The organism is Bradyrhizobium sp. PMVTL-01 (assembly GCF_051861855.1).
Classification (GTDB): domain Bacteria; phylum Pseudomonadota; class Alphaproteobacteria; order Rhizobiales; family Xanthobacteraceae; genus Bradyrhizobium.
Genome location: NZ_CP193982.1, coordinates 6521941 through 6538945, shown reverse-complemented (window position 1 = coordinate 6538945; position 17005 = coordinate 6521941). Strand labels below are relative to the sequence as shown.

Below are 17005 nucleotides of genomic sequence, written 5' to 3'. Positions count from 1 at the left end.
TTGCCAGAGCGAGTTTGTTTCCAATTCAGTGAGGGCGTGGAAACAAACGCGTTGCGCGGCGATGACGTAGCAGCACGCGCATCGCTATTTTCCTGAACCGCTCGACAGAGGCAGAATCCGACCGCATCATTTTCGTCGCCAAGCATGGCTTGCCGCGCACGATGCGCGCTCTCGAGATGATAGGGGAATTGCAGATGGCCTTGGAGACGCGGAACTTCGAGACACTCGCGTTGCATGGCGGATCGTACCGCACCGATCCCGCGACTGGCGCCGTAGCGGTTCCGATCTATCAGACCACGTCATTCCAGTTCGAGAACACCGATCACGCCTCGCGCCTGTTCGCGCTGGAGCAACTGGGCCCGATCTATACCCGCATCGGCAATCCGACGCAGGAGGCGTTCGAGACGCGGCTTGCCGCATTGGAGGGTGGGGCGGCCGCCCTTGCAGTCGCCTCGGGACAAACTGCCTCCGCCTTCGCGATCTTCAACATCGCGCAGGCCGGCGACAACATCGTGTCCTCGACCGACCTCTACGGCGGAACCTGGACGCTGCTCTCGCAAACCCTGAAGCAGTTCGGCATCGAGGTGCGGTTCGTCGATCCTGCCGATCCCGAAAACTTCCGCCGCGCGACCGACGCAAAGACGCGGGCCTATTTCGGCGAGACGCTGCCGAATCCCAAGCTGAACGTGTTCCCGATCAAGGAGGTCGCGGATATCGGCCGCTCGCTGGGCGTGCCGCTCATTCTCGACAACACGGCCTCGCCGCTGATCGCGCGCCCGTTCGAGCACGGCGCAGCGGTGGTGGTCTATTCCACGACCAAGTATATCGGCGGCCATGGCACCGCGATCGGTGGCGCCATCGTCGACGGCGGCAATTTCGATTGGACCGCGCATGCCGAGCGCTTCCCGCTGCTGAACAAACCTGACGAGGCCTATCACGGTGCGATCTGGACCGAGGCGGCCAAGCCGCTTGGTCCGATCGCCTATATCCTGCGCGCCCGCGTCAAGCTGCTGCGTGACCTTGGCGCGTCGATCGCACCACAAAATGCCTTCCAATTCATCCAGGGTCTCGAGACCTTGCCGCTGCGCATCCGCCAGCACAACGAGAACGCGGTGAAGGTCGCGAACTTCCTGGCCAAGCACAGCTCGGTCTCGAACGTGATCTTCCCCGGCCTGCAAAGCGGGGAGAACCGGCGCAGGGCGGACGCTTATCTGAAGGGCGGCTTTGGCGGGCTGGTCGGCTTCGAGCTTAAAGGGGGCATCGAGGCCGGCCGTCGCTTCATCGATGCGCTAAAGCTGTTCTATCACGTCGCCAATATCGGCGACGCCCGCTCGCTGGCAATCCACCCGGCCTCGACGACGCATCAGCAACTGACCGCAGCCGAGCAGCTCGCTGCCGGCGTCACACCCGGCTACGTTCGTCTGTCCGTCGGGATCGAGCATTCCGACGATATCCTGGCGGATCTCGGTCAGGCGCTGGCGCAGGCCGACGCCGGTGCGCGCAAGGCGGCCTGAGAGGCATTCGGCAGTCAGGCAAGCGCCCTGCGCGGGACATCGCGTCATGATCTATGTCGTCGACGTCGACCACATGAGCCTTGCGTTCGTGGCTGGAAGCGAGATGCAGGCTGCTGAGATTGCGGGCTCACGGCAGTTTGCCCGCGCGATCAGCCGGTCCTGCCCGGATCGACGTGGCGCCGAGAGTTCAAACTATCAGCCGCGCGTCGCGACGGTTCAGGAACGTGTCGCCTTCTACTATGTGTCCGCCGAATTCGCGGATTCAACGGCCGATATCCTGGTTGCCCGTATCGGGTAGCTGGCTGAATCAAACGAACAGCTTCAATCCGGAGACGAGCGATGACAAACTCACCTGGTCGTGCCGAGAAACTGTCGAGTTCGGCAGGATCAGTCGTGTTCGACGCTGACGTGCTGGTGCTCGGCGGTGGTCCTGCCGGCACATGGGCTGCGGTCAGTGCCGCCGAGCATGGCGCCCGCGTCGTGCTCGCGGACAAGGGTTTTTGCGGCACCTCCGGCGCGACGGCGGCGGCCGGCACGGGTGTGTGGTACGTCGACCCAAATCCCGAACGCCGCGAGGCCGCGATGGCCAGCCGCGAAAAGCTGGGCGGATATCTCCAGGATCGCCGCTGGATGGCGCGCGTGCTGGACCAGACCTATGCCCAGAGCAACCGGCTTGCTGATTGGGGCTATCCTTACCCCAGCGATGACGACGGCAGGCCGCAGCGAAATTCGCTCCAGGGCCCGGAATATATGCGCCTCATGCGCAAGCGGACCAAGCAGGCCGGCGTGACCATCCTCGATCATTCGCCGGCGCTGGAGCTGCTGGTCGACGGGAATGGCGTCGTGGCCGGTGCGGCAGGCTTGCGCCGGCAAAAAGGAGACCGCTGGGTCGTGAACGCCAAGGCCGTGGTGATCGCCACCGGCGGATGCGCGTTCCTCAGCAAGACACTCGGTTCGAACGTGCTGACCGGCGACGGCTATCTTCTTGCCGGGGAAGCAGGTGCGGAATTCACCAGCATGGAGTTCTCCAACGCCTACGCCATCTCGCCGGCGTTCGGATCGGTGACCAAGACCCTGTTCTACAGCTGGGCGAGCTTCACCGATGAAGAGGGCAGCGTCATCCCGGGGGCATCCTCGAAGGGCGGACGCTCGGTGATCGCGCGCGCGCTCCGCAAGGGCCCCGTATACGCGCAGCTTGACCAGGCCGACGGCGAGACCCGGCGGCACATGCGCGCGTCCCAGCCGAACTTCTTTCTTCCGTTCGATCGCACCGGAATCGATCCCTTCACGCAACGTTTTCCGATCACGTTGCGCCTCGAGGGGACCGTTCGCGGCACGGGGGGCCTGCGGATCATCGACGACAGCTGCGCGACCACCGTGCCGGGTCTCTACGCCGCAGGCGATGCCGCGACGCGCGAACTGATCTGCGGCGGCTTCACCGGTGGCGGCAGCCACAACGCCGCCTGGGCGATGTCCTCGGGGTACTGGGCAGGCCAGGGCGCCGCGGAATTCACGCGACAATTGGGCGCAACCATCGGGCGTCAGGCTTTCCGGCGCGGCACTGTTGGTCTGCGCTCCGGCAATGGTCGGCCATTGCAGGGCGGCGCGCTCGCGCGGAGCGTTCAGGACGAGGTGTTCCCCTACGAGCTGAACTACTTCCGCGAGGCCGGGCGACTGGACGAGTCGCTCCGCCGGCTGGATGCGTTGTGGTCGGATGCCTCCGCCGCCGATGCGCCGGACGAGCAGGAACTGCTGCGTGTACGCGAAGCGGCTGCCATGCTGGCGACCGCACGCTGGATGTATCGCAGCGCCCTGGCGCGTCAGGAAAGCCGGGGCATGCACCGTCGCGACGACTACCCCGAACAGGACGACAGTTACCTCCATTTCGTGACGACCGGCGGGCTTGACGACGTCTGGACATCGGCGCGCCCGTTGGCGTCTAAGCAATATGCGGAGGCCGCGGAATGATCGAGGTCATCGATGCGGAACAGTGCACGGCCTGCGACATCTGCGTGAGCGTGTGCCCGACCAATGTCTTCGACAAGACCGACGGCATTCCCAGGATCGCGCGCCAGAGCGATTGCCAGACCTGCTTCCTGTGCGAGCTCTATTGTCCCGAGGATGCGCTGTTCGTCTCGCCGTTCGCCGATGTGCCCCAAGCGGTCGACGTCGCGGCGTTGAAGGAGGCGACCCTGCTGGGCAGTTATAGGCGAGCGGTGGGTTGGGTCGAGGACAGCCGCCACCTGCGGGCGGCGGATCGAAGCTTCCGGCTGTTCGGCCATTGAAAATCATGTCGTCTTTGGAGGCCGACCATGAGCGGAGATCGCCTCTTTCTGTTGAAGCCGGGATTTGAAGATCCCGAGCAGCCGGGCCGCTTCTTCGTCTGCCCGGACTGCAATGCAATCGAGGGATTGCTGGCGTCCTTTCCCGGGCTGGCGACGCAGATCGAGGTGCACCGCCTGCCCTTCGCGCGTCCGCGAACGGCGCTGGTCGACATCCTGGGCGAGCAGCATCAATCGCTTCCGGTTCTGGTCTTTGATGAGAGCCGGCCGGTGCCTGAGGACGCAGGCGTCGCCAACGGCCGGCGCTTCATCGATTCCGCGGAGCGAATACTCCGCTATCTGGCCCATCGCTACTCTTTCCCGCATGTTTTGGGATTGGAGATAAAGTGAGGCAAATGTGATTTCGTCGTCGCTCGAAGAACTGTCGCTGACGGCCGATGTGTTGATCGTCGGCGGCGGGATGGCGGGCGCCTGGGCGGCGACCTCGGCGGCGCAGGCGGGGGCCACGGTGGTCCTGGCTGACAAGGGCTATTGCGGCACCAGCGGTGTTACGGCGGCTGCGGGGCCGGGCCATTGGTGGGTGCCGCCGGATCCTCCTGCGGCGCGCGAGGCGGCCGTCGCCAATCGGATTGCCGCCGGGCTCGGCCTCGGCGAAGCAGACTGGATGTATCGCATCCTCGACCAGACCTGGCGCACGCTGCCGACGCTTGCGCGCTACTACAAGTTCGGCGCTGACGATGAGGGACGGGTGAACTACCGCGCCGTCCGCGGGCCCGAATATATGCGCGCCCTGCGGCAGCAGGTGCTGGACCACGGCGTCACCATCCTCGATCATTCACCCGTCCTCGAACTCCTGGCGCGCTCCGACGGCTCGATCGGCGGTGCCCGCGGTCAGCGCCGGCAGGACGGCGGAAGAGCCTATCGGATCGAGGCCGGGGCGGTGATCCTCGCGGCCGGCGGGACCAGCTTCCTATCTCATCTGCTGGGATCGCGCACCAATACGGGCGACGGCTATCTCATGGCAGCCGAGGCCGGCGCAGAGATGTCCGGCATGGAGTTCACGGCGGCCTACACCATTGCGCCGGCGCATTCGACGATGACGCGAAGCATGGCCTATGCGTTCGCGACCTATTACGACGCTGAAGGACACGAGCTCGATCTTCCGTTCGGGCCCGATCAGACCATCCGCCTGGCGCGCGCGCTTCAGCGCGGGCCGGTCTATTGCTCGCTGCATCGTTTGCCCGACGACATCAAGGCGCGGCTGCACACGATCTCGCCGAACGTGCCATTGGTGTTCGATCGCTGGGGTATCGATTCCTATCGCGACCGCTTCGAGGTCACGCTGCACAATGACGGCACCATCCGCGGCATCGGCGGGGTGCGGGTGCACGATGTGGATGGCACGACATCGGTTCCGGGACTGTTCGTGGCCGGCGACAACGCCTCGCGCGAGAAGGTGGCGGGAGCGATCTCCGGCGGCGGCAATGTCAACTCGGCCTGGGCACTTTCGTCCGGTGTGTTCGCCGGACGCGCAGCCGCGCGTCTCGCGCGTAGCGGGAAGAGCCGTGCAGACCGGTTGCGGCCACTGGGCCGCGTCGGGCACCAGCCGCGAAAGGGCGCACGGACCATCGATCTCGCCGCGCTTCGGGACGGCGCGCGCGCCGAGATGCATCCGTTCGACAAGAATCTGTTCCGCACCGGACAAGGACTTGCAGCATCCGCGCGCGCCCTCGGCCATCTGTGGACCGAGTTGGCCGATCACGCCGCCACAGGCACGATCGCCTCGCGCGAGACGGCGGCGCTGCTGGCAACGGCACGCTGGTCCGTCGCCACGGCGGCGGCGCGCAAGGAGAGCAGGGGCCTGCACCGCCGCGAGGACTTTTCCTCGCGGGATCCCGGACTTGCAGTCCGTCTGCTCAGCGGCGGTCTGGACCAGGTCTGGGTCACGGCCGACGGTGAAGCTGCGGGCGCCAACACCGCGCAACTCGAGACAGCATCATGATCGAGCTGATCGTCGCGGACCGCTGCACGGATTGTGGGAAATGTATCGAGGTCTGTCCGGCCAATGTGCTCGATCCCGGGCAGGACGGTCTGCCAATTCTGGCGCGTGTGGAGGATTGCCAGACCTGCTTCATGTGCGAGCTCTATTGCCAAGCGGATGCGATCTACGTCGCGCCCGATTGTGACCGTCGCGTCGCCGTGAAAGCCGAGGATGTCGTGGCCTCCGGCCGGCTCGGCCAATACCGCAAGCATTCCGGTTGGGACGAATGGTCCGACCGCTTTCCCAACGAGCAATGGCTGATGGAAACCGTGTTCCGCCGCGCCGGCGAGGCCGCGGCGCAGGCCAAGGTGACGTCGGCTGAAATTGTCCGCACCAGGTGAGTCCGGAGAGACAAACTCTTTTGTCGTGCCGAGATGCGTCGTCCTGTTGTTGCAGGACAGCGGCGATCTTTGAAAAGACTATCTTGGTCCGAGCGCCTAGCATGTCCTCGTTATTGCCATCGCAAAGCGGCCGGACATGAACACTCCGCGAATTGAAAGCAGGCGCGCCTCAACCAGCGTGCGGTCGCCGATCATCGTCAATCAGCTCGGCGCGGAGGTTCGTGCCGTCCTGGCCGATCACTGGTCGCGTCCGCTGATCATCGATCATCCTGCCGATCGCGCGCCATGGGAGGTTGCTCCGGAGGCGGACGTGCTGTTGACGCGGCCGCTGGCGGGCTGGCACAAGGCGCCCGCGGAGAAGCCGGCCGGCTGGCCGTTCGGCCTGCGCTGGATCCAGACCGCTTCGACGGGCGTCGATTTCTTTCCGGCCTGGCTGCTCGACGGTCCCGTGGTCACGGTCGGCCGGGGCATCTCGGCCGATCCGATCGCGGAGTATGTCGTTGCGGCGATCCTCGGCTTCGAGAAGCGCATCCACGACGTCCGGCCGCGCAGCCGTGCAGAATGGAAGATCACGCCGCTGGGCTCGCTGAGCGGCAAGACAATCGGAATCGCGGGCTTCGGTGCCATCGGCCGCGCCGTCGTCGAGCGCGTCAAGCCCTTCGACGTCGACATCAGAGTCTTGCGGCGCTCGGCCTGGCCCTATGTCCTTCCGGGCATCCAGCCGGTTGACAGCATCGAGCAGCTGGTCGAAGTCTCCGATCATCTCGTCCTCGCCCTGCCGGCGACGACGAAGACGGCGCGTCTGATCAACGCCGACCTGCTGGCACGCGCCAAGCCATCGCTGCACCTGATCAATGTCGCGCGCGGCCGGATCGTCGATCAGGTCGCGCTGTTGCAAGCGCTCGACGAGGGACGGATTGCCGGGGCGACGCTCGATGTCACCGATCCCGAGCCGCCGCCGGAAGGCGATCCGATCTTTGGCCATCCCAAGGTCGTCCTGACCCCGCACGTGTCATGGACGGGTGGCGAGGATGCCAAGCGGCTGGCCGACAAGACGCTGGTCAATCTCGACGCCTATGCGCATGGCGTGGCGCTGGCCGATGTCTTCGACAAGAACCTCGAATACTAGAAAAGGAGCCGCAACAATGAACAAGGTCGTCGAGAAACCCAAGAAGTACTCCCTGGTCGAGCGCACGCCGGCAGCGACGTTCGAGGAAGAGCGGCTGCACCGCAAGCAGCGGCTTGCTGCGACGTTCCGGCTGTTTTCGCGCTACGGTTTCGACCAGGGTCTCGCGGGCCATGTCACCGTGCGTGATCCGGAGTTTCCTGATCGGTTCTGGATCAACCCGCTCGCGAAGCATTTCAGCCAGATCAAGGTGTCCGACCTTCAGCTAGTCGACCACGACGGCAACATCCTGATCGGCGACAAGCCGATCAACCAGGCCGGCTTCGTGATTCACTCGGCGATCCACGCCGCGCATCCGGAGGTGATCGCGGCCGCCCACACCCATTCGACCTACGGCAAGGCCTGGTCGGCGCTCGGCCGCCTGCTCGATCCGCTAACGCAGGATTCCTGCGCATTCTACGACGATCACGTGCTGTTCGATCCCTTCTCCGGCGTCGTGCTGGAAGCGGAAGAGGGCCGCAAGATCGCGCAAGCGCTGGGATCGAAGAAGGCCGCCATCTTGCAAAACCACGGCCTGCTCACGGTCGGGCCGACCATCGAGGCGGCAGCCTGGTGGTACATCGCGATGGACAATGCCGCGCGCGCCCAGCTGCTTGCCGAGGCCGCGGGCGCGCCGAAGCCGATCCCGCATGAGATCGCCAGCCTGACTGCGCGGCAGGTCGGCACGCACAAGGGCGGCTATTTCAGCTTCCAGCCGCTGTGGGACTGGATCACCGCAGCGGAGCCGGACCTGTTCAACTAATTAGGGATCTCGGCCCCGGAGGCGCGTCGCTAGCTCCGCACATTGCTGGCGGATGTCCGGAACGGCAATGATCTCCCAGAACGCCGCCCGCGTGAGTGGGCCGACGGCGTAGAGGCGGCGAGAGGGAGATCCGTCACGATTGACGATCGCGCACTCGCGTGTGACGTCGATGCCGATCCGCAGCGGATCGATGCGGGCAAGGCCTTGGTCGAGCAGACTGCGGACGGCCGGGTTGGTGCTGGCACCGGGATCCCGGACGATGCCGGTGCAGTCGACGATGGCTCCGACCTGCAGCTCGGACGTCTCGCTCTGGCCGCGCCTGCGGTAGCGAACAATAGCGCCGCCGGAGTTCGGGGCGATGGTAGCGAGCTTGCCGGCAATGACCGTCAGCCGCTTCGTCGCGAGAGCCTCCGCAATGCGAGCCTCGACCTCCGGCGCGGTGCGGTGGCGATGGACGTCCCACCAGGCGCGGGCGTGTTCCAGGAAGCGGCGCCTGGAGCTCAACGGCAGTTCCTGCCAAAGCCGCTGGGTGAAAGGCCTGATCGCATCGATGGCACTGCGCCAGTCGCCGCCCTCGGCGACGTGCAACTCGATGCGGCGGCGAAACCAGCGCAGCAGGGGCCCGATCTCGGCGCCGAACGGAATCTCGTTCTCGGCGAAGCGCATCGGATCGACGCGTCGGTGAGCTCTCGGCAGCAGGCCGCGCCGCGACATGGCAACGATCCGCCCCTGGTGTCCGTAGCGAAGCAGCGACAAGACATAGTCGACCATCGAGAGGCCGGTGCCAAGGATGAGCACGGTGGCGTTTGTGTCGATGCCGGCCTCGGCGGGTGAGGCCCAGGGTTCGGCATGGCCGGCTAGCAGCGGGGCTGCGGCGTCGTGGCCGGTCGCGAGAATGGCCGTGCTCCCGCTGATGCATGTTCCGTCTGCAAGGGTGACTGCGACGTCGGACGGATTTTCCCGGATCGCCGCGCACTCGCCGCGCACGATGGTCAGGCCTTGCGTCCCGTCGCGCGATCTCAGGGGCGCGATCAGATCGGCGAGATAGTCCCCGTAGGTCTGCCGTGGAATGAAGCAATAGGGATCGGGACATAGTGGTCCGCCGGGCCGCGCACACAGCCAGTTCCAGAAATGTTCGGAATCGTCGGGAAGCGCGCTCATATTCGTCACGCGCACATTGAGGAGATGTTCGGGATTGCCTGCATGATAGGCAAGTCCGCGTCCGATCTCGGGCCGCTTTTCAATCAGGGTCACGCGGAGATCAGATGGATTGTTCTTCAGGAGCTGAAAGGCGAGGATGACGCCGCTGGCGCCTCCCCCGATGACGATCGCGTGCCGCCCCTCCGGACCCATCGTGCCGCCCCCGTTCTGGTCGCTCGGTCAACGTCGCAGGACGGGGAAGTTCTACAGGCCAAATGCGTTGATAGTCAGACAAGCATGGTATTTTCTTCTCCGGCGATCCGGGGTGATCGCATCGTGTCGAGAGCGTCCCTGCGGACGCAGAAGACCGCCGTCAGAGCGGCGGAACAGATCTGCCGAGGCTGTTGGCGGGCTTCAGACCCAGAGATTGGGCACGAATTCGTTTGAATATCCGGAGACGAACTCGTGCTCGGCCCCGGTCGTAGCATCGAAGACGGAGCGGTGGATCCTGCCGATGTTGCCGCCATAGACGTGAATGCTGATCGACGACTTGTCCGCCAAGCCATTCGAAATCGCATGAATGTCGCCGATATCGGGCGAGACGGCGGCCACGGTGCCTTTCGCCAGGCGCTCGGTGGCGCCGGGCCGCAACGAGCCATCGGGTTGCCGCGCGTAGCTCACCGAGAGCTCTTCTCCCCGCAATACGCCGACCAGTCCCCAGACACGATGGTCGTGGATCGGGGTGCCCTGTCCGGGTCCCCAGACGAAGCTGATGATGGAGAAACGGTCGAGCGGATCGGCGTAGAGCAGGTATTGCCGATAGGCCTTGCCATCAGCTGCAGCGTAGGCGTCCGGCAGCCAGTCGTCCGTGGTGACCAGTTCCTTGAGCTTCGGCACAAGGCGAGCAAGGGTGGCGCGCTCATCCAGCTTCGCATCGACGACCCGTGCGACCTCGGCGACGAAGGTTCGGAGCTTGGGCAGGCCAGTCATCGTGCGGCCTCGAACCGCTTTGGAAACAGACCGCGCGCGGCGAATTCGTCGACGGATGCGCGCGGACTCGGCTGCTCGCGTTGAAGCAGGGCGGGCGCCAGATGCGCTCCATCGCCCTTGCGACCGAGCGCGACCACAATCTCCACGTCAAATCCCTGGGGGACGCCGAGAAGCGTGCGCGCCTTCTCGACGTCGAACCCGCTCATGCCATGAGCAGCCCAGCCGCCGATTGCAGCCTGGTTGGCGAAATTGGCCCATGCGGCGCCTGCATCGAAGGAGTGGGTCTGCGAGAATTGTGCCTCGGTCTTGCCGGGCGGCGTGAACTCCTTTTTGGAGAGAAGGTAGATCAGGGCCGCCGCATGTTGAGCCCATCCGCGATTGAACTCGATCAATGGAGCAAGAAAGGTATCAAATTCCGTCTCGCCTCTGAGCGCGTAGAGAAAATGCCAGGGCTGTGAGTTGTAGGCGGAGGGCGCCCACCTGGCCGCCTCGAACAACGTCCGCAATTCGCTTTCCGGGATCTGCTCCTGGGAAAATCCCCGGGGGGACCAGCGATCGACGAAGACGCGCTCGGCCGGGTGGTCAGCGACACGGTTCGTGCGCTGCGATGTCTGGACTGTCACGGTATCTCTCTTCTTGCCGACGAGGCATGTACAACATGCGCTGCGCCAGCAAATATCACGGTCAACGCCGTGCCGGACACAGGATACTCGCGTCGGAATCGAGTTTGGCAGGATCTCTGCGAGCGCGACAAATTCTCGAGAACGACATTTCGGTATTGGCCATGTGTGGGACAATTCCTTGCCGCCGCGCCGGCAGGCACGATGATCGTCGATGGTATCGTGTTACGAGCAGCGCATCCCGCGGAGTGCGGCGATCGCGGCACATCCGCTCGGCGGACTTCAGCCCGCGGTCACGCGCGGACGCGCGTGCGTCGCCAGCGGAACAGCAGCGCCACCCGACGGGATCGATTCCAGCAACGACCTCGTATAGGGCTGCCGTGGATTGTCGAAAATCTTGGCGACGGTCCCGTGCTCAACAATGCGCCCACGGTGCATCACCGAGACGGTGTGAGCGAGCTGGCGCACCAGCGCCAGGTCGTGCGAGACGAAGACATAGGTGAGGCCGAGATTGGCCTGTAGCGTGAGCAGGACCTCAACGATGCCGGCCTGGACGCTGACATCGAGTGCGGAGGTGGGCTCGTCGAGCACGATCACGTCAGGCTTGAGGACCAGCGACCGGGCGATGGCAACGCGCTGGCGCTGGCCGCCCGAGAGGGCTCCTGGCTTGCGGGACAACAGATGTTCGCCTAGACCGATGTCGGCAAAAGCTTCGCGTACCCGCTCGTCGCGCTCCTTGCGCGTTCCGATCTTGAAGCGGTCGAGTGGTTCGCGCACCAGCTGCTCGACCGTCCAGGTCGGATCCAGAGAAGTGAACGGGTTCTGGTAGACCAGTTGAAGGTGGCGCCACGCTGAGCGTAGCGCCTGCGGCGAGCGACCGGTGATCTGCTCGCCTGCGACCGAGATGGTCCCGCTGTCGGGTTGCTCGAGACCGAGCAGCAGGCGGACCGCCGTCGTCTTGCCCGAGCCGGACTCGCCGACCAGCGCGTGCGTGGTGCCGGCCGGAACGGTGAACGACAGATCGCTGGCAGCCGTCAGCGTCTTGCCGTCGACGGTGAAGGTCTTCGTGACGGCACTGATCTCGATCTTTGGTGTCGCAGCGTCGCCGGTCCTGACGGTTCGACAGCCGACGTCGCGCAGGGCGGCGTAGCGGTCAGGATTGAGGGCCGGAACGTCGGCGCGCAGCTTTCTCGCGTAGGCCGACGCCGGCGAGGAGAAGACGGAAGCGGTCCGGCCGGCTTCCTGGACGACGCCGTCTTTGAGCACCACCAGTGCGTTCGCCCGTTCGGCGGCGATCGCCAGATCGTGGGTGATGAGCAGCAGGCTGACCTTGAGGTCCTGCTGCAGCCGCGTGAGCAGGTCGAGGATGCGCTTCTGGATCGTGACGTCGAGCGCCGAGGTCGGTTCGTCCGCCACCAGCAGGGCCGGCCGCGGAAGGATTGCGAGGCCGATCAGCACGCGCTGGAGCATGCCGCCGGAGAGCTGGTGCGGATAGGAGCCGTAGACACGCTGCGGGTTGTCGAGCCCAACCTCGGCGAAGGTCTCCAGGATGAGCTGCTTGCGGACAGCCCTGTCGGGCTCGTCGAGCAGCGCGGCGGCCTCGTGTGCCTGGGCGCCGATCGTCCGCACCGGGTTGAGCGAGTTGGCGGGGTCCTGCGGCACGAACCCGATGGCGCGTCCCCGCAGCGGCCGGAAGCCGCGCTCGGAGATATCAAGCACCTCCTGGCCGTCGAACGCGACGCGGCCGGTGGCGCGCCCTCCGGTCGGGAGCAGCCGCAGCACCGCGCGGGCGATCGTCGATTTGCCGGAGCCGGACTCCCCGATGAGGGCGAGGCTGTCGCCGCGACCGAGTTCAAACCCGACATTGGTCACGACCTCGTGCGGCCCGTAGGAGACCGAGAGACCACCGACCTGGAGCAGCGGAAGCGGGCGCAGCGGCACTGGCGCGGTGAGCTCGGCGCGCGTGAATGTGTTGGCGGTCAGTCTGTCTTGCGCAGCCATCGGCTGATCCTGTTCACGGAGAGGACGGTCGCGATCGTGACGAAGGCGGGCGCGTAGACCAGCCACGGCCATTTGAGGTAGTCCTTGCCGATCGAGATCAGCAGGCCCCAATCGGAGGCGGGCGGCGGATCGCCGTAGCCGAGGAAGGCAAGGCTCGCGATCACCAGGATCGACAGGCCGAATTGCAAGACCGCGAGCGGGAGCACCGAGCGCGACGCGTTCGGCAGCACGTGCCGCAGCAGGATGTGCCAGCGCGAGCCGCCCATCAGGAACGCCGCCTCGACGAAAATCGCCTGCCGGGTCTTGATCACTTCAGAGCGCATCACCCGCGCGAACACGGCCACTGCCGAGACGCCGGTCGCAATGGCGGCGTTCGTCGTGTCGAAACCGATCGCGGTGACGACGATGACCGCCAGCAGGAAGTTCGGGATCGCCAGCAGCACGTCGACCAGGCGGGCGAGCACGATGTCCACCCAGCCGCCAAGGAAGCCTGCCACGAGGCCGATGAGTCCGCCTGCAACAGCGGCAATGCCGACGGCGATGAGCGCGCTCGTCACCGAGGACGCGGTGCCGTAGACGACGCGGGTATAGAGGTCGCGGCCGAGGTGATCGGTGCCGAACCAGTGCGCGGCGCTCGGGCTGAGCAGTTTCTCAGCGGGAACACCGACGATCGGGCTATGACTCGTGAACAAGCCCGGCGCCAGCGACCATGCGATCACGAGCGCGATGACCACGAAAGAAAGGGCGACGGTCGGCGGCAGCCGAAGAGCAGCCAGCCGGCCGATCGACGTGACGCGCGAAGCAGAGGAGAAGGAGGCGAGGGTCATGATGTCACCGCCGCTGATGTGGCAGTCGCGCTGTCGTCAGCGGTGGTCGGTCGCACCCTGCGACCACCGATCAGCTTCACGCGCGGATCGAGCAGCGGGTAGACGAGGTCGGCGATCAAATTGACCAGCACGAACACGACTGCGGCGAGCGAGACGACCGCCTGCAGCACAGGCAGGTCCTGCGTGCTCACCGAGCGCTGCACCAGGCTGCCGATGCCGGTGCGTCCGAACACCGTCTCGGTGATCAGCGAACCGCCCAGCAGTTCACCGATGGCGAGTGCAATGACGGTGACGACCGGGAGCGAAGAGGGCTTGAGCAAATGCCTGGCAAACAGACGCGCCTGTCCGAGTCCACGGCTGCGCGCAACGGCGGCGTATTCCTGCTCGGACTCCTTATCGAGGTTCGCGATCAACACCTCGGTGATCCGCGCGGAGATGGGCACTCCGAGCGCGATCGCGGCGAAAAAGGTTGCCCAGAAGCTATCAGGCGCAATCACGCGAAACAGCCCGAGCTGAAACCCGAAAATATGGATCAGCACCAGGCCGATCACGAAATTGGGCACTGACAGGAACAACGAGGGGAAACCACGCAGCAAGCCCTGGCCGAAGCGTTTGGGAACAAACTGCGTGCCGTAGGCGATCGTCAGGGCCAGCAGCAGCGCGATGGCGAACGCCGCTGACGCAAGGATCAGCGTCGAAGGGAGAACCTCGGCGATCAGGGTTGTCACCGGCCGGCTGGACCGCATCGACAGGCCGAGGTCGCCTGTCACGAAGTTGGACAAGGACGTCCAGAGCTGGACTGGAATCGGCCTGTCTAAACCCTGCGCGGCGATGATCTGCCTGATCTGCTCCTCACTGAACCCGTTCTGCGGGTCGCGTAGCACGTTGGTGATGGGATCGCCGGGGAGGATGCTGACGACAACGAAGGTGAAGACGTAAGCCAGGAGAATGACCACGACGGCCTGAGCGAAACGCTTTGCGGCATAGGACAGGTAGGCGCCTCTCATGCCGGTCGACTCCTCACATTGCTCGGTTGCACGGCGCCCTATTCGCCGATCGTCGCCGTGTAATAGCTGGCATAGGCGATGCCGTTGTAGACCTCTCCCTTGAGCTTTGGGGATTGCGCGTAGATCCGCTGGACGATCTGCGTGCGCGGAATGAAGTAGCCTTGCTCGAGAACGTAGGTCTGCAACTCGTCGAGCAGTGGATTGCGGATGTCGAGAGTGGCCGCGCCCGCGATCTTGTCGCGCAGCGAGTTGAGCTTCGCGTCACTGTCGCCGAGATTGAACCAATTCTCGCCGTTGTTGGCATCGGTGAGGATGCTGGCGACCGTGCCGGCATCGATGAAACTGCGCGTCACCTCGTAGGCCGGCACCGCCGGGCCGCCGAACCGGACCTTCTCGCCGAACGTCACGACGTCGTAGGCCCGGATGGTGACCTTCCATCCGATCTTGCCAAGTTGCTGGGCGATGAGCTCGTCGATCGACTTCGCCGTCGCGAGGTAGGGGTTGGAGTGAAGCGTCAGCGACAGCTGCTTGCCGTCCTTGGTGCGGATGCCATTGGCCCCCTTGATCCAGCCAGCTTCGTCGAGAAGCTTCTCGGCCTTGCCGGGGTTGTAGGCCAGGAGGTCGCTGTGGTCGGTCGCACCGGGCACGTTACTCTGGATGAAAGACGTCGCCAGCTTCCAGTCAGGCGTATAGACCGTGTCGATGATCTCCTTCCGGTCGATGCCGGCCTGGAGCGCCTGTCGCACCTTCAAGTCATTGTACGGCTCCAGCTTGGTGTTGATGGCGAGGCCGTTGACGAAGCCGAGATAGCGCGGCGTCGCGATCGTGAACCCGGCCTCCTTGAGAGACTTCAATTCCTGCGGTGAGGGGCTGTAGGCAACATCGGCCTGTCCCGACTGGACAGCGGCGACCCGCAGCGACGGCTCCGATACAAGCTTATAGGTGATCGAATTGAGATAGGCCGGGCCGGTGTGGCCGACGGCGGCGGGACCCCAATTGTAGTCCTTGCGCTTGACCAACTTGACGAAATCGCCCTCCTTCCAGGAGGCGACCACGTACGGTCCGCTGCCGGATGTCTTGGAGAGGTCGGCCTGCTGGGCCGCAGGCTGCGCGATGGTTTTCGGTGAGATCAGGATCGAGCCATGGTACCCGAGCGTCGGGATGAAGCCGAGCGTCGGCGCCTTGAAGAAGACCTTCACAGTGGCCGCGTCGACAGCCTCGGCGCGCTCGTAGGTCTTCGGAAACAGTCCAATCGGGTTGATGCCATCGTTCTTGCGGCCGGCATACCAGATGTCGAGATTGGCAACGACGGCCGACGCATCGAGCGGAGTGCCGTCGGAGAAGGTCACGCCCTTTTTGAGGTGCAGGGTGAACTGGGTGGCCTCGCCGTTCTGCTCCCAGCGCTCGGCGATCCAGGGGCTGACCTTGCCGTCGGCGTCGACATAGACGAGCTTGTCGGTGACATGGCCCCAGATGTGGCCCTGGAAGCTGGAGATCGCACTGTTGTTCGGAATCCAGGTGCTGCCGAGCGAGTCGATGAGGAAGGTGATGTCACCGCCTGTTGGTGGAGTGTCGGCGCTTCGCGCGGAAGTGATGTCTGCCAGCGCCACCAGCGCGCCGGCTCCCAGTGCAAACGTTGTGATCAACAGGCGGCGTCGGGACAGCGCGAGCAAAGAAAAGCGTTCGGTCACGAATACTCCTGTCGGTTCTGGACGTGCCAGTTATCTTCAATCGACAGGAGAAGCGAAATGGAAGGGCTTTGCCATTCCAAATTTCGTTTGAGACGGGTAACAAATGCGCTGGGCAAAGGCAGATGAGCGCGACTGCTATTCGCTTTCAAAGCGAGGGGTGGACGAGGTGCTGATCCCTGCGGCCGACAGCGATCGCCATCCGAGGTACTTGCTCCACAGAGAACCTGGAGATCAGTGGTCGATGAAGAGGCGCGGCGCCCGGTGTTGCGCAAGGCGGTATCCGTGCGGGCTTTGTTTGGAAACGGCCGGTAAGCTATTGAGTTGGCTAGACGGCATTTCCGTCATTTTTTTCCAAATGCGCGTTGAAATCGTTGAATAATCAAACTGATTTTGATTCCGCCATTCGGAGGTTCGATCCCTCCCGCCCCAGCCAGCGGCTCAAGCTGTTGCGTTTCATTCGTTAAGCAGTTTCATCCCGGTCAGGTCTTTTGGGCGCGTTTGGAAACAGAGATTCTAGGGCGCGGTCCAGGCTGGAGCTAACCGGCCTGGCCGTGCTGGTTGCGAGGCTTCCATCCCAACCTATAACGCGGAAGCCGTCCGGGCAGGTCTGTTTTGCCCTCATC

16 protein-coding genes are annotated in these 17005 nt (G+C 64.6%); 9 read left to right on the top strand and 7 right to left on the bottom strand.

Going from position 1 to position 17005, the window contains the following annotated elements; translation table 11 throughout:
- Positions 1–194: 194 nt before the first annotated feature.
- The 9 genes from ACRQ5Q_RS31595 (at position 195) to ACRQ5Q_RS31555 (ending at position 8106) form a co-directional block, all read left to right on the top strand.
- Complete coding sequence (locus ACRQ5Q_RS31595; protein WP_439393854.1) at positions 195–1514, top strand: O-acetylhomoserine aminocarboxypropyltransferase/cysteine synthase family protein; 1320 nt, start codon at positions 195–197, stop codon at positions 1512–1514.
- A 46-nt stretch (positions 1515–1560) separates the two neighbouring features.
- Positions 1561–1812 carry a hypothetical protein gene (locus ACRQ5Q_RS31590; RefSeq protein WP_439393852.1) on the top strand — a complete coding sequence of 84 codons (252 nt, stop codon included), beginning with the start codon at positions 1561–1563 and terminating at the stop codon, positions 1810–1812.
- Between the two features lie 41 nt (positions 1813–1853).
- A complete protein-coding gene (locus ACRQ5Q_RS31585) occupies positions 1854–3482 on the top strand; it encodes an FAD-dependent oxidoreductase (RefSeq protein ID WP_439393850.1) in 1629 nt (542 codons plus the stop codon).
- The gene (locus ACRQ5Q_RS31580) at positions 3479–3799 is read left to right on the top strand and encodes a 4Fe-4S binding protein (RefSeq protein ID WP_439393849.1); all 321 of its coding nucleotides are present in this window, start codon (positions 3479–3481) and stop codon (positions 3797–3799) included. The genes ACRQ5Q_RS31585 and ACRQ5Q_RS31580 overlap by 4 nt, the downstream gene beginning before the upstream one ends.
- 27 nt (positions 3800–3826) lie before the next feature.
- On the top strand, positions 3827–4186 hold the full coding sequence (locus tag ACRQ5Q_RS31575; RefSeq protein WP_439393847.1) for a DUF3088 domain-containing protein: 360 nt from the start codon (positions 3827–3829) through the stop codon (positions 4184–4186).
- A 7-nt stretch (positions 4187–4193) separates the two neighbouring features.
- Positions 4194–5798, top strand: coding sequence for an FAD-binding protein (locus ACRQ5Q_RS31570; RefSeq protein ID WP_439393845.1), 1605 nt, complete (start codon positions 4194–4196; stop codon positions 5796–5798).
- A complete protein-coding gene (locus ACRQ5Q_RS31565; RefSeq protein ID WP_439393843.1) occupies positions 5795–6178 on the top strand; it encodes a 4Fe-4S dicluster domain-containing protein in 384 nt (127 codons plus the stop codon). Before ACRQ5Q_RS31570 ends, ACRQ5Q_RS31565 begins: the two co-directional genes overlap by 4 nt.
- A gap of 136 nt (positions 6179–6314) precedes the next feature.
- A complete protein-coding gene (locus tag ACRQ5Q_RS31560) occupies positions 6315–7307 on the top strand; it encodes an NAD(P)-dependent oxidoreductase (protein WP_439393841.1) in 993 nt (330 codons plus the stop codon).
- A gap of 16 nt (positions 7308–7323) precedes the next feature.
- Positions 7324–8106 (top strand): class II aldolase/adducin family protein, encoded by a 783-nt coding sequence (locus tag ACRQ5Q_RS31555; protein WP_439393839.1) that lies wholly within the window; start codon positions 7324–7326, stop codon positions 8104–8106.
- Here ACRQ5Q_RS31555 and ACRQ5Q_RS31550 read toward each other — a convergent pair whose 3' ends face one another.
- The 7 genes from ACRQ5Q_RS31550 to ACRQ5Q_RS31520 form a co-directional block, all read right to left on the bottom strand.
- Positions 8107–9459, bottom strand: a complete 1353-nt coding sequence (locus tag ACRQ5Q_RS31550; protein ID WP_439393837.1) for an FAD/NAD(P)-binding protein — start codon at positions 9457–9459, stop codon at positions 8107–8109. It lies immediately after the preceding gene.
- A gap of 201 nt (positions 9460–9660) precedes the next feature.
- The gene (locus tag ACRQ5Q_RS31545) at positions 9661–10236 is read right to left on the bottom strand and encodes a cysteine dioxygenase (protein ID WP_439393835.1); all 576 of its coding nucleotides are present in this window, start codon (positions 10234–10236) and stop codon (positions 9661–9663) included.
- A complete protein-coding gene (locus tag ACRQ5Q_RS31540) occupies positions 10233–10859 on the bottom strand; it encodes a nitroreductase family protein (RefSeq protein ID WP_439399913.1) in 627 nt (208 codons plus the stop codon). Before ACRQ5Q_RS31540 ends, ACRQ5Q_RS31545 begins: the two co-directional genes overlap by 4 nt.
- Before the next feature lie 279 nt (positions 10860–11138).
- Entirely contained in the window at positions 11139–12857 is a 1719-nt protein-coding gene (locus tag ACRQ5Q_RS31535; RefSeq protein ID WP_439393834.1) for an ABC transporter ATP-binding protein, read from the bottom strand.
- Positions 12836–13684, bottom strand: a complete 849-nt coding sequence (locus tag ACRQ5Q_RS31530; RefSeq protein WP_439393832.1) for an ABC transporter permease — start codon at positions 13682–13684, stop codon at positions 12836–12838. The genes ACRQ5Q_RS31535 and ACRQ5Q_RS31530 overlap by 22 nt, the downstream gene beginning before the upstream one ends.
- The gene (locus ACRQ5Q_RS31525) at positions 13681–14691 is read right to left on the bottom strand and encodes an ABC transporter permease (RefSeq protein ID WP_439393830.1); all 1011 of its coding nucleotides are present in this window, start codon (positions 14689–14691) and stop codon (positions 13681–13683) included. The genes ACRQ5Q_RS31530 and ACRQ5Q_RS31525 overlap by 4 nt, the downstream gene beginning before the upstream one ends.
- 38 nt (positions 14692–14729) lie before the next feature.
- Positions 14730–16382 carry an ABC transporter substrate-binding protein gene (locus tag ACRQ5Q_RS31520; protein WP_439393828.1) on the bottom strand — a complete coding sequence of 551 codons (1653 nt, stop codon included), beginning with the start codon at positions 16380–16382 and terminating at the stop codon, positions 14730–14732.
- Positions 16383–17005: the final 623 nt, after the last annotated feature.